This is a genomic window from Streptomyces sp. NPDC050617, from assembly GCF_040654795.1.
Lineage (GTDB): Bacteria > Actinomycetota > Actinomycetes > Streptomycetales > Streptomycetaceae > Streptomyces.
In genome coordinates, this window is record NZ_JBFAIS010000037.1 from 49,295 (window position 1) to 61,781 (window position 12,487).

Below are 12,487 nucleotides of genomic sequence, written 5' to 3' on the forward strand. Positions count from 1 at the left end.
GCCTCGACCACGGCCACCAGCACGGCCGTACCTCCTACCCCAACGGCCCCTCCGCTGTACAGGTCTTGACAACCGTATTGGTCTGGACCACCTTGTACGGCAAGCCCAGGGGCCCCTGAGCGCGCACCATCACCACACCCCCCAACTCTCCCCCCACACGGAGGCAGTCGTGGTTCGCGCACGATCGACCATGCCCAGCATGTTCAAAAACAGAATCCTCACGGGTCTGGCGGCGGCAGTGGTGGCCGCCGCCGGATTCGCCGGCGCGGGGGCCGCCCACGCGGCGCAGCCCCCGGCCGGCCCGGCGTCCGGACCGTCGGCCGCCCCCGCGTCCGTCCCCAAGCACGCGGTCACCGGCTACTGGCAGAACTTCGACAACGGCGCGAAGGTCCAGAAGCTCAGCGATGTGGACGCCAATTACGACATCATCGCCGTCGCGTTCGCCGACGCCACCGCCAAGCCGGGCGCGGTCGACTTCCACCTCGACCCCGCGCTGAACTACTCCGAGGACCAGTTCAAGGCCGACATCAAGGCCAAGCAGGCGGCCGGCAAGTCCGTCATCATCTCGATCGGCGGCGAGAAGGGCACGATCTCCGTCAGCGACGCGGCCTCCGCCGAGAACTTCGCCGACAGCGTGCACGCGCTGATGGAGAAGTACGGCTTCGACGGCGTCGACATCGACCTGGAGAACGGCCTCAACTCCACCTACATGAGCCAGGCCCTCAAGTCGCTCGCGTCGAAGTCGGGCGGCCACCCGGTCATCACCATGGCGCCGCAGACGGTGGACATGCAGTCGCCGCAGAACGAGTACTTCAAGACGGCGCTCGCCGTCAAGGACATCCTGACCGTCGTCAATATGCAGTACTACAACAGCGGTTCGATGAACGGCTGCGACGGCAAGGTCTACGCCGCGGGCTCGGTGGACTTCCTCACCTCGCTCGCCTGCGTGCAGCTCGAAGGCGGCCTCGACGCCTCCCAGGTGGGGATCGGCGTCCCCTCCTCCCCCAAGGCCGCGGGCTCCGGCTATGTGGCCCCGAGCGTGGTCAACGCCGCCCTCGACTGCCTGACCAAGGGCACGGGCTGCGGCTCGTTCAAGCCGTCGAAGACGTACCCGGGGCTGCGCGGCGCGATGGCGTGGTCGACCAACTGGGACGCGGCGGCCGGCGGCGAGTTCGCGGGCCAGGTCGGCAAGCACGTACACGAGCTGCCGTAACACCCAGCGCCGCCGCCGGAGCGGGGCGTCCCCGGACCGTACGCGCACACGGTCCGGGGACGCCCCTATGCGTCACCTCAGTGCTGACGCGCCCGCTCGGCGACGGGCTTGGGGAGGGAGCAGCCCGGCAGGCCGAGGTCCACCTTGTTCCCGGTGCCGACGCACTTGGCGAGGATGTAGGTCTCCTGGGCGTAGCCGATGCCCTTGCGGACCGTGACCTTGCCGTTCTCGTCGACCTCGCACGGGTTGTTCAGCGTGCAGCGCTGCCCGTCCTCGTTGGTCGTGTTGTTGACGGCCACGACGTTGCCGGTGGCGGTGTCCACGACGGGCGAGCCCGACGTGCCGCCGATGACCTGACAGGCGGAGGTGTAGCGGAGCGAGTCCTTCCAGGTCCAGTCGCCCTCGCGCAGCCGGTAGGCGAAGCCGTCGGTGTTGCAGGAGTAGGTCTTCTTCCAGTAGCCGGAGACGACCGCTATCGAGGCGCCCTTGACGGGGTGGTCGGCGTTGAGCTTGAGGGCGTCGATCCGGTACTTCTGCTTGATCTGGGCGTAGGTGGTGTTCAGTTCGTAGAGCGTGACGTCGGTGTCGGTCATCGTCGCGTACGAGACCTTGGTGGCCTTGAGCGTGGCGACCTTGCCGGCGGAGGCGTTGAGCAGGCTGAAGGTGCGGCTGGACGGCCGGTCCACGATCACCTCGCCCGCGCCGGGCATTCCGGTTTCCAGGCAGTGGCCGTTGGTCAGGATGAGGCCGGGGTCGTTGTCCTTCGAGTTGGGCAGCCGCACCAGCGATCCGGAGCAGTTGCTGAGCGCGACGGTGCCGGCGAAGTTGACTGCCTTGGTCTTCGCCTTCGCGGCGACCTCGGCGGCGGCCGTGGCCTGAGTTCTGGCCTGAGCCTTCGCCTCCGCGGTAACGGGCTGGGCCGAGGCCGCGCCGGTGGAGGCGAGCGTCGCTCCGGTCAGGAGGAGCGTCGCGAGCGCACCGACGAGAGGCTTCTTCATGGGGGGTCCCCTCCGTACATCAGTTCTTCCGCTTTTGACGTGTGCATTGTTGGGGCAGGGGATGCCGCCCGGCAATCGAGTCGACGGAAGTGCCGCGGAAGTTGGCCTGTTTCCTCCCTACGCGCACCCTTGACCGGTCCATGACATCGCCCGAATCTGTCGGCACCCGCACGCCCAGGAGACCTCCCAGGAGACCCCTCATGAGACTCCGATTACGCGGCCGCTGGGCCGGAGCCTGCGCCGCTCTGGTCGCCGTCGCCCTCGCCGCCCCCGCCGCGACCGGCGCGACGCCCGGCCCACCGGCCGCACCGTCCGCCGAAGCCACGCACTCCTACGAGGTCACCGGCCCGGCGACGCCCGCGCAGCGCACCGCCGTCGCCGCGACCGGCGCCGCCGTCGACGCGGTGCGCGAGCACTCCGTCACCATCACCGCCTCCGCCGCGCAGGCCGAGCGCGTCCGCCGGCTCGGCTACCGGGTCGAGGAGTCGGCCCCGCCCCCGGACCGTACGGGCGGCAAGACCCCGCGGCCCTTCGACTTCCCGCCGCGAGACTCGAACTACCACAACTACGCCGAGGCGACGTCGGAGATCAACGCGGACCTCGCCAAGTACCCCGGCATCATGACGAAGCGGGTCATCGGCAAATCCTACGAGGGCCGCGACATCGTCGCCGTCAAGATCAGCGACAACGCCGGCACGGACGAGGCCGAGCCCGAGGTGCTCTTCACCCACCACCAGCACGCGCGCGAACACCTCACCGTGGAGATGGCGCTGTACCTGATCAAGGAGTTCGGCTCCAAGTACGGGAGCGACCCGCGCGTCACCAAGCTCGTCGACAGCCGCGAGATCTGGATCGTGCCCGACGTGAACCCGGACGGCGGCGAGTACGACATCGCCACCGGCTCGTACCGCAGCTGGCGCAAGAACCGCCAGCCCAACGCGGGCACGGCGCGCGGCACCGACCTCAACCGCAACTGGAACTTCAAGTGGGGCTGCTGCGGCGGCTCCTCGGGCAGCACGGGCTCCGAGACGTACCGCGGCTCCGCCCCCGAGTCGGGGCCCGAGGTCAAGGTCGTGGCGGACTTCGTACGGAGCCGCGTCGTCGGCGGCAAGCAGCAGATCAAGGCCGCCATCGACTTCCACACCTACAGCGAACTGGTGCTCTGGCCCTACGGCTACACCTACAACGACACCGCGCCCGGCATGACCCAGGACGACCGGGACGCCTTCGCGACCCTCGGCAAGTCCATGGCCGCGAGCAACGGCTACAAGCCGGAGCAGTCCAGCGACCTGTACATCACCGACGGGACCATCGACGACTGGCTGTGGGGCAACCAGAAGATCTTCGGCTACACCTTCGAGATGTATCCGAACGAGAGCGGCGCGGGCGGCGGCTTCTACCCGCCGGACGAGGTGATCGGCCGGGAGACCAGCCGCAACCGCGACGCCGTGCTGCAACTCCTGGACAACGCCGACTGCGTGTACCGGGTGATCGGGAAGCAGCAGCAGTACTGCCCGGGCGCCCCCTGATCCGGTGCGGCGCCGGTGAACGGCCGCCCGGCGGCGCGTACGCGGTGACGCCGTACGCGCCGCCGGGCCGGCTGACGGCTCCTCGAAAAGTCAGACGACGATGCTGAGCAGCGCCGCGACGGCGAAGCCCGCCACCGACAGGACCGACTCCAGGACCGTCCAGGACTTGAGGGTGTCGCGCTCGGAGATGCCGAAGTACTTCGCGACCATCCAGAAGCCGCCGTCGTTCACGTGCGAGGCGAAGATCGAGCCCGCCGAGATCGCCATGATGACGAGGGCCAGGTGGGCCTGGGAGTAGTCGCCCGCGGAGAGCATCGGGGCGACGATGCCGGCCGTGGTGACGATCGCGACGGTGGCCGAGCCCTGGGCCACCCGCAGGACCACCGAGATCAGCCAGGCGAGCACGATGACCGGCAGGCCCGCGCTGTCGAAGGTGTCGGCCAGCGCCTGCGCCACGCCGCTGCCCTTGAGGACCGCGCCGAAGACCCCGCCCGCGCCGACCACCAGCAGGATGTTGCCGACCGGCTTGAGGGAGGCCGTGGAGACCGTCTCCAGGGACTTGCGGGACCAGCCGCGGCGGATGCCCAGCAGGTAGTAGGCGAGGAAGAGGGCGATGGTCAGGGCGACGAAGGGGTTGCCGAAGAACTCGACGACCGAGCGGCCGGTGCTGGGGGCGAAGGCGATGGAGGAGAACGTCGCGAGCAGGATGAGGACCAGCGGGGTGCCGATGATCGCGGCGAGCGCGCCCATGGACACGGGCTTCTCGGAGCGGCCCTCGCCGCCCGCCGCGCGCTGCTCCGCCATGACCGCGGCCTTGGCCTCCTCGGCCGCCTCGACCATGTCGGCGGGCACGGGCACGTAGACGCGCTTGCCGATCCACGCGGCGAACGCCCAGCCGGCCAGCACCGCCGGGATTCCGGTGGCGATGCCCATCAGGATGACCCAGCCCAGGTCCACGTGGAGCAGCCCGGCCGCGGCCACCGGGCCGGGGTGCGGCGGCAGGAACGCGTGGGTCATGGACAGGCCCGCCAGGAGCGGCATGGCGTAGAGGATGATCGACTTGCCGCTGCGCTTGGTCGCCGCGTACACGATCGGCGCGAGCACGAAGATGCCGACGTCGAAGAAGACCGGGATGCCGAAGATCAGGCCCGTCAGGCCCATGGCGAGCGGGGCGCGCTTCTCGCCGAAGAGGCCCAGCAGGCGGGAGCTGAGCGCCTCGGCGCCGCCGGAGACCTCCAGGATCGAGCCGAGCATGGTGCCCAGGCCGATGATGATCGCGATATGGCCGAGGGTGCCGCCCATGCCGTCTTCGATGAGCGATTTGGCGTCGGACTTCTGGACCGTGCCGAAGAGTTCGGTGACGGAGAGCCCGGCGGCGAGGCCGACGGCTATGGAGACGGCGAGCAGCGCGACGAACGGCTGGAGCCGCACCTTGATGATCAGTACGAGCAGGAGCGCGATGCCGAGGGCCGCGACGGTCAGCAGCCCGGCGGTCCCTCCGACGAGGGCGAGCAGTCCGCCAGTGTGCGGTGGCGGTTTGGCGGCGGTCGCGGCGAGCAGCATGTGATGACTCCGTTGTCAGTCAGGGGTTTTCCAGGCAGGGGGGATCGCGGCACGGCGCCCCGCCGGTGCGGGGCGCCGTGCCGGGACACGGTCGGTGAAGCTTTAAGACGGCGATGGCCGGGCCGTTCGGGGGCGGGGTCAGCCGAGGACGGCGAGCGCGTCGATCTCGATGAGGAGACCGGCGGGCAGGCCCACGTACACCGTCGTACGGGCGGCCGGCGCCTCCCCCAGGCCCTCGGCCTCGAAGTAGGCGTTGTAGATCTCGTTCATCTCGGCGAAGTGGGCGACGTCGGTGAGGTAGACGCGCATCATCATGACGTCGTCCCAGGTCGCGCCGCCCTCTTCGAGGATCGCCTTGACGTTGGCGAAGGTCTGGAGGGTCTGCTCGCGCAGGGTCGGGCCGACCGGGGTGGGGGCCTCGCCCTCGACGGCGGGCTTGAACCCGACCTGGCCGGCGACCTGGAGGATGTTCCCCTTGCGCACGCCGTGCGAGAACTTGGCCGGCGGGGTGGTGTGGGTGGCCGGGGTGATGGCGGTCTTGTCGCTCATGGTCGGACTTCCTTCTCGCGGTTTCTTCCGGGGGCGTGGGTCTGGTCGGGGGTGCGGGTCGTCCCCGAGTACTCGGCGCTGATGGCGTCGGCGGTGCGGCGCAGCAGCGGGAGCAGGGTGAGGAGTTCGTCGGCGGTGACGACGACGTTCGGGGCGGAGACCGAGCACGCGGCGACGGCCCGTCCGTCCGCGCCGCGGATGGGCGCCCCGATGCAGTTGATGGACTCCTCGTGGCCGCCGAGGTCGGTGGCCCAGCCCTGTTCGCGCACGGCCGCCAGCTCCTTGAGGAAGGCGGCGGCGTTGGGCGTCGAACGGGACGTGTACATGGGGTAGTCGAGCCGCTCGGCGACGGCGCGCCGCTCGGGCTCGGGGAGGTCGGCGAGGAGCAGCTTGGCGACGGCGGCCACGGTGATCGCCACGGGCTTGCCGATGCGCGAGTACATCCGGACCGGGTAGCGGCTCTCGACCTTGTCGATGTAGAGGACCTCGTTCTCCTCGTACACGGCGAGGTGGACGGTGTGTCCGCACTTCTCGTTGAGCTCGGCGAGGTGGGAGTGGGCGATCTCGCGCACGTCGAGGTTCTCGACGGCTTCCTGGGCGAGGGCGAAGAGCCGGGCGCCGAGGCGGTAGCGCTGGTCCTGCTGGCGGTAGACGATGCCGTGCTCGTGCAGGGTGCGCAGCAGGCGCAGCGCGGTGGACTTGTGGACGCCGAGGCGGCTCGCGACCTGTTCGAGGTTGGCGGGGCCCTCGGCCAGCAGCGGCAGGATGGACAGGGCGCGGTCGACGGTCTGGCTCATGTCGCCCCCAGGGCGCTGCGCCGGGCCCGGGGGGCGCGGTCGCGGAGGACAGGGCTCCGGTCCGCGCGCCGTCTTGCGGTCGTGGGCGTGGTCCTGTGCGTAGTCGTGTGCGTAGTCGTGCGGTCGTTCATGCGGTGCGCTCCTCCACCCGTACGGTCTCGGCCTCGGCCGCCGCGGGCTGACTCGCCCAGCCGGGGCCGAGTCGCAGTCTCCCCCAGGCGTCGGGGTCGAGGGCGGCCAGCCGGTCGGCGAGGCGGCGGGCGGGGGGTGCGGCGAGGTCGCCGGGGACGGTGAGGGCGGCGGCGGCCATCAGGTGCCCGTGCCGCAGCCGCGCGGCGAGGGGCAGCCCGCGCAGCGTCCCGGAGAGGAAGCCGGCGGCGAAGGCGTCGCCGGCCCCGACGGAGGCGACGACGTCGACGGCGAGGGCGGGGACACAGACGACGGTGTCGTCGCGGGAGGCGCCGGAGGCGGTACGGGCGTACGCGGTGGCGCCCGCGGCCCCCTGCTTGACGACGAGGATCTCCGGTTCGGGCAGCGCGGCCCGGATGGCGTCGGCGCCGCGCAGCCCCCAGGCCGCCTCCGCCTCGTCCTCGCCGACGAAGACGAGGTCGCAGCCGCGCGCGAGGTCGAGCAGGACGGCGGGGCCTTCGGCGGCGCCGTGCCACAGGCCGACGCGGTAGTTGACGTCGAAGGAGACGAGGGGGCGGCCGGGGGCGCGGGCGGTGAGGGTGCGGAGCAGGGCGCGGCAGCCGTCGGAGAGGGCGGCGGTGATGCCGGTGAGGTGCAGGATGCGGCCGGACCACGCCTGTTCGCGCGCGATGAGGTCGGGGGACATGGCCGAGGCGGCGGAGCCGGCGCGGTAGTAGACGACTTCGGAGACCGGTTCGGCGGCCTCCGGGGCGGCCGGGCCGGATGCGGCCGGGTCGGATGCAGTCGAGTCCGATGCGGTCGAGTCGGCTGCGGCCGAGTCGGCTGCGGCCGAGTCGGACGTCATCGGGTCAGCTGCGGACAGGTCGATTGCGGCCGGGTCGGCCGATACGGCCCGCTCCCCGGCCGTGCGGAAGTAGATTCCGGTGGGGCGGTGCGGGTCGTGTTGAACGGAGGCGGTGTCGACGCCCGTGGCGGCGATGGCGGTGACGAGGTGTTCGCCGAAGCCGTCGGCGCCCACGCGGCTGATCCAGCGGGCGGTGTGGCCGGTGCGGGCGAGGGAGCAGGCGACGTTGGACTCGGCGCCGCCGATGCCGCGGTCGAAGGAGGGCACGTCCGCGAGGGGGCCCGGTATCGCGGGACGGAAGGTGACCATGGATTCGCCGAGGCATACGACGTCGGCGTCCGGACTGCTCGGGGCTGCGGTCACGGTCTGTCTCGCTCCTCGGGTCCTGTGGCGTCGGAGGCCGGGCGGGCCGGCGGGCCGGGGTCGGGTGCGCGGTACGCGTCGTCGGCGTGCTGCGCACCGTTGACCTCGTGCTTGCCGGGATGTTAGACAGCAGTAAGCGTTATACGCAATGGCTGTTGCACACCATGCAACATGACTTTCCACGGGAGGCTCCATGGCCGCCGGCAACGCCGTCGCTCGCCTGGCCCAGGACCGCGTCGACCACCGCTTCAAGGCCCTGCCGCCGGACGCCGAGGGCAGCACCGTCGAGGCCCTCGCCGCCGAGCGACGCTCGCTGTTCGACGGCGGGTTCACCACCCCGGTGCTGGCCCTCTCCACCGAGGCCGTGGAGCACAACCTCACCCTGATGGAGCGCTACTCCGAGCGGCACGGCCTGGTCTTCGCCCCGCACGGCAAGACCTCCATGGCCCCCCAGCTCTTCGAGCGCCAGCTCGCGCACGGCGCGTGGGGCATCACCGTCGCCGTGCCCGCCCAGATCCGCGTCTGCCGCGCCTTCGGCATGCGGCGGATCTTCCTCGCCAACGAGCTGGTGGACGCCGCCGCGCTGCGCTGGCTCGCCGCCGAGCTCGACGCCGACCCGGACTTCCAGCTCGTGTGCTACGTCGACTCGACGCGCGGCGTCGAGCTGATGGACCAGGCGCTGACCGAGGCCGGGGCCGCCCGCCGCCTCGACGTCGTCGTCGAGCTGGGCGCGGGCGACGGCGCGCGCACCGGAGTCCGTACGGAGGCCGAGTGCGCCGCCGTCGCCGACGCGGTCGCCGCCACCGCCACCCTGCGCCTGGTCGGCGTCGCGGGTTACGAGGGCGAGGTCCCCGCCGCGGACGGCGAGACCGTACGGGCGTGGCTGCGCCGCCTCACCGCGCTGGCCGTCGAGTTCGACAAGGCGGGCCGCTTCGCCGGCCTGGACGAGATCGTGGTGAGCGCGGGCGGCAGCGCGTGGTTCGACGCGGTCGCCGACGTCTTCGCCGAGCTGCCGGAGCTGTCGGCGCCCGCGCTCAAGGTGCTGCGCTCGGGCGCGTACGTCTCCCACGACGACGGCCGCTACCGCACCGTCACGCCCTTCAACCGGGTCCCCGAGGAAGGCGCGCTGCACGCCGCGTTCCGGCTGTGGACGCAGGTCCTCTCGCGACCCGAGCCCGGCCAGGCGTTCGTCAACGCGGGCAAGCGGGACGCCGCGTACGACCTCGACCTGCCCGAGCCGCAGGTCGTACGGTCCGCGCGGGACGGCTCGCAGCGGCCCGCGACCGGCATCGAGGTCACCGCCCTCTCCGACCAGCACGGCTGGCTGCGCGTGGCGGACGGCGTGGAGCTGGAGGTGGGCGACTGGATCGGCATGGGCCTGTCGCACCCCTGCACGTCCTTCGACAAGTGGCAGATGATTCCGCTGGTCGAGGCGGACGGCACGGTCGTCGACTACGTCCGCACCTTCTTCTGACAGGTCCGCACCTTCTTCTGAGAGGAACGGCCATGGACTTGGTCATCCGCGACGTCCGGGTCGTCGACGGCTCCGGCGGCGCCTCCTACCGGGCCGACGTGGCCGTGGACGGCGGCCGGATCGCCGCCGTCGTGCCCGAGGGCGGGGGCGACCGGCCCACCGCCCGCCGCGTCCTGGACGCGGGCGGCCTGGCGCTGTCCCCCGGCTTCATCGACATGCACGCGCACAGCGACCTCGCGCTGCTGCGCGACCCGCGGCACGAGGCGAAGGCCGCGCAGGGCATCACCCTCGAAGTGATCGGGCAGGACGGGCTGTCGTACGCGCCGGTGGACGACCGCACCCTCGCCGAGGTGCGCGCGCAGATCACGGGGTGGAACGGCGACGGCTCCGACATCGACTTCTCCTGGCGGAGCGTCGGCGAGTACCTGGACCGGCTCGACCACGGCTTCGGCGGCGACGGCATCGCCGTCAACGCCGCGTATCTGATCCCGCAGGGCACGGTGCGGATGCTCGCGGTCGGCTGGGACGACCGGCCGGCCGCGCCCGCCGAGACGGAGCGGATGAAGGAGCTGGTCGCCGAGGGCATGGCGCAGGGCGCGGTCGGGATGTCGTCCGGGCTGACGTACACGCCGGGCATGTACGCCTCGGACGCCGAGCTGACCGAGCTGTGCCGGGTGGTGGGCGAGCACGGCGGCTACTACTGCCCGCACCACCGCTCGTACGGGGCCGGGGCGCTCCAGGCGTACGAGGAGATGGTGGCCCTCACCCGCGAGGCCCGCTGCCCCCTGCACCTGGCCCACGCCACCATGAACTTCGGCGTGAACGAGGGGCGCGCCCCCGAGCTGCTGGCGCTGCTGGACGCGGCGCTGGCGGACGGCGCCGACATCTCGCTCGACACCTATCCGTACACCCCCGGCTGCACCACGCTCGTCGCGATGCTTCCGAGCTGGGCGAGCGAGGGCGGCCCGGAGGCGATTCTGGGGCGGCTGCGGGACCAGGCGGCGGCCGAGCGGATCCGGCTCGCCATGGAGGTCGAGGGCGCGGACGGCTGCCACGGCGTGCCGATCGAGTGGGACACCATCGAGATCTCCGGGGTCTCCGATCCGGCGCTGGGGCGGTTCGTCGGGAAGACCGTGGCGCGCAGCGCCGCCGAGAACGGCGAGCAGCCGTGGGAGACCGCGCGGCGGCTGCTGATCGAGGACCGGCTCGGGTCGACGATCCTCCAGCACGTGGGCCACGAGGAGAACGTCCGGCAGATCATGCGGCACCGGGTGCACACCGGCGGCAGCGACGGCATCCTCCAGGGCGACAAGCCGCACCCGCGCGCGTACGGGACCTTCCCGCAGTACCTGGGCCGGTACGTGCGCGAGCTGGGCGTGCTCTCTCTGGAGGAGTGCGTGGCGCATCTCACGTCGCGTCCGGCGGCCCGGCTGAAGCTGGCCGACCGGGGGTTGGTACGGACCGGGTACCGCGCCGACGTTGTTCTCTTCGATCCCGCCGAGGTCGCCGCCGGCTCTACTTTCGAAGCCCCGAAGACCCTTCCGACCGGTATTCCGTATGTGTTGATCGATGGGCGCTTTGTGATGGAAGACGGGCGCCGTACGGACGTTCTGGCGGGCCGTACGGTCCGGGGGACGCCGGCCGCCTGAGGACGCCCCGCGGGCGCCGCCCCCCGTGATCCCGCTCACCGGGATAACCGGGGGCGGCCCCCTGACCCCGGCCGTATGGTGGCCGTCATGCAGGTGATCCAGTCAACGAAACTCGCCAATGTCTGCTACGAGATCCGTGGTCCGGTCCTTGAGGAGGCAATGCGGCTGGAGGCAGCAGGTCACCGCATCCTCAAGCTCAACACCGGCAACCCGGCGGTCTTCGGCTTCGAGTGCCCGCCCGAGATCCTTGAGGACATGCTCCGCTCGCTCGGCGACGCGCACGGCTACGGGGACGCGAAGGGGCTGCTGTCCGCGCGCCGCGCGGTGATGCAGCACTACCAGACCAAGGGCATCGAGCTGTCCGTCGACGACATCTACCTCGGCAACGGCGTCTCCGAGCTGATCCAGATGTCGATGCAGGCGCTGCTGGACGACGGCGACGAGGTGCTGGTGCCCGCGCCCGACTACCCGCTGTGGACGGCGTCGGTCTCGCTGGCGGGCGGGACGGCCGTGCACTACCGCTGCGACGAGCAGGCGGACTGGATGCCGGACCTCGCGGACATCGAGCGCAAGGTCACCGACCGCACCAAGGCCATCGTCGTCATCAACCCGAACAACCCGACGGGCGCGGTCTACGACGACGAGCTGCTGCGCGGCATCACCGAGATCGCCCGCCGCCACAACCTGATCGTCTGCTCCGACGAGATCTACGACCGGATCGTCTACGACGGCGTCACGCACACCCCGACCGCCGCCATCGCCCCGGACCTGCTGACCCTCACCTTCAACGGGCTGTCGAAGAACTACCGGGTCGCCGGGTACCGCGCGGGCTGGATGGCCGTCTGCGGACCGAAGGCGCATGCGTCCAGCTATATCGAGGGCCTGACGATCCTGGCCAATATGCGGCTGTGCGCCAATATGCCCGTACAGCACGCGGTGGCGACCGCGCTGAACGGCCGGCAGTCGATCAACGAGCTGGTACAGCCGGGCGGGCGGCTGCTGGAGCAGCGCGACACCGCGTACGAGCTGCTGACCCAAATCCCCGGCGTGACGTGCGTGAAGCCGAAGGGCGCGCTGTACGCGTTCCCCCGGCTCGACCCCGCCGTCTACAAGATCAAGGACGACCGGCAGATGGTCCTGGACCTGCTGCGGGCCGAGAAGATCATGATCGTGCACGGCACCGGGTTCAACTGGCCGGAGCCGGACCACTTCCGGCTGGTGACGCTGCCCGCCAAGGAGGACCTGGCGGACGCGGTGACGCGGATCGGCGAGTTCCTGGACGGCTACGGGCAGCACTGACCCGTACCGACAACATCCACTCGTGTAAGTGGGACAACTTTAGACTGCGTCTAAGTTAG

General features: G+C 71.2%; 10 protein-coding genes. 5 read left to right on the plus strand and 5 right to left on the minus strand.

Annotated features, from left to right (window positions below; translation table 11 throughout):
• Nucleotides 1–199 precede the first annotated feature (199 nt).
• Entirely contained in the window at nt 200–1,213 is a 1,014-nt protein-coding gene (locus AB0I49_RS34010; protein ID WP_363231053.1) for a chitinase, read from the plus strand.
• Nucleotides 1,214–1,290: 77 nt separating this feature from the next.
• Here the strand turns inward: AB0I49_RS34010 and AB0I49_RS34015 are convergent, their stop codons facing one another.
• Entirely contained in the window at nt 1,291–2,211 is a 921-nt protein-coding gene (locus AB0I49_RS34015) for a serine protease (RefSeq protein WP_363231054.1), read from the minus strand.
• Nucleotides 2,212–2,411: 200 nt separating this feature from the next.
• Here AB0I49_RS34015 and AB0I49_RS34020 point away from each other — a divergent pair, with 200 nt between their 5' ends.
• Nucleotides 2,412–3,740: a M14 family metallopeptidase gene (locus AB0I49_RS34020; RefSeq protein WP_363231055.1), complete on the plus strand. Its 1,329-nt coding sequence runs from the start codon at nt 2,412–2,414 to the stop codon at nt 3,738–3,740.
• Nucleotides 3,741–3,830: 90 nt separating this feature from the next.
• Here AB0I49_RS34020 and AB0I49_RS34025 read toward each other — a convergent pair whose 3' ends face one another.
• The 4 genes from AB0I49_RS34025 to AB0I49_RS34040 form a co-directional block, all read right to left on the minus strand.
• The gene (locus AB0I49_RS34025) at nt 3,831–5,303 is read right to left on the minus strand and encodes a gluconate:H+ symporter (protein ID WP_363231056.1); all 1,473 of its coding nucleotides are present in this window, start codon (nt 5,301–5,303) and stop codon (nt 3,831–3,833) included.
• Nucleotides 5,304–5,441: 138 nt separating this feature from the next.
• A complete protein-coding gene (locus AB0I49_RS34030) occupies nt 5,442–5,852 on the minus strand; it encodes a RidA family protein (protein WP_363231057.1) in 411 nt (136 codons plus the stop codon).
• Complete coding sequence (locus AB0I49_RS34035) at nt 5,849–6,649, minus strand: IclR family transcriptional regulator (protein WP_363231058.1); 801 nt, start codon at nt 6,647–6,649, stop codon at nt 5,849–5,851. The genes AB0I49_RS34030 and AB0I49_RS34035 overlap by 4 nt, the downstream gene beginning before the upstream one ends.
• A gap of 127 nt (nt 6,650–6,776) precedes the next feature.
• Nucleotides 6,777–8,006 (minus strand): sugar kinase, encoded by a 1,230-nt coding sequence (locus AB0I49_RS34040; RefSeq protein ID WP_363231059.1) that lies wholly within the window; start codon nt 8,004–8,006, stop codon nt 6,777–6,779.
• A 193-nt stretch (nt 8,007–8,199) separates the two neighbouring features.
• On the opposite strand from AB0I49_RS34040, the gene AB0I49_RS34045 reads away from it, so the two are divergent.
• The 3 genes from AB0I49_RS34045 (at nt 8,200) to AB0I49_RS34055 (ending at nt 12,428) form a co-directional block, all read left to right on the plus strand.
• Nucleotides 8,200–9,480, plus strand: coding sequence for an alanine racemase (locus AB0I49_RS34045; RefSeq protein ID WP_363231060.1), 1,281 nt, complete (start codon nt 8,200–8,202; stop codon nt 9,478–9,480).
• A 32-nt stretch (nt 9,481–9,512) separates the two neighbouring features.
• A complete protein-coding gene (locus AB0I49_RS34050; RefSeq protein ID WP_363231061.1) occupies nt 9,513–11,129 on the plus strand; it encodes a D-aminoacylase in 1,617 nt (538 codons plus the stop codon).
• 87 nt (nt 11,130–11,216) lie between these two features.
• The gene (locus tag AB0I49_RS34055) at nt 11,217–12,428 is read left to right on the plus strand and encodes a pyridoxal phosphate-dependent aminotransferase (protein WP_363231062.1); all 1,212 of its coding nucleotides are present in this window, start codon (nt 11,217–11,219) and stop codon (nt 12,426–12,428) included.
• Nucleotides 12,429–12,487: the final 59 nt, after the last annotated feature.

Bases quoted from the DNA above. Each gene is read 5' to 3' on its own strand.
- AB0I49_RS34015 (WP_363231054.1), bottom strand. From the start codon at position 2,211: ATGAAGAAGCCTCTCGTCGGTGCGCTCGCGACGCTCCTCCTGACCGGA.
- AB0I49_RS34010 (WP_363231053.1), top strand. From the start codon at position 200: ATGTTCAAAAACAGAATCCTCACGGGTCTGGCGGCGGCAGTGGTGGCC.
- AB0I49_RS34020 (WP_363231055.1), top strand. From the start codon at position 2,412: ATGAGACTCCGATTACGCGGCCGCTGGGCCGGAGCCTGCGCCGCTCTG.
- AB0I49_RS34030 (WP_363231057.1), bottom strand. From the start codon at position 5,852: ATGAGCGACAAGACCGCCATCACCCCGGCCACCCACACCACCCCGCCG.
- AB0I49_RS34045 (WP_363231060.1), top strand. From the start codon at position 8,200: ATGGCCGCCGGCAACGCCGTCGCTCGCCTGGCCCAGGACCGCGTCGAC.
- AB0I49_RS34055 (WP_363231062.1), top strand. From the start codon at position 11,217: ATGCAGGTGATCCAGTCAACGAAACTCGCCAATGTCTGCTACGAGATC.
- AB0I49_RS34050 (WP_363231061.1), top strand. From the start codon at position 9,513: ATGGACTTGGTCATCCGCGACGTCCGGGTCGTCGACGGCTCCGGCGGC.
- AB0I49_RS34025 (WP_363231056.1), bottom strand. From the start codon at position 5,303: ATGCTGCTCGCCGCGACCGCCGCCAAACCGCCACCGCACACTGGCGGA.
- AB0I49_RS34035 (WP_363231058.1), bottom strand. From the start codon at position 6,649: ATGAGCCAGACCGTCGACCGCGCCCTGTCCATCCTGCCGCTGCTGGCC.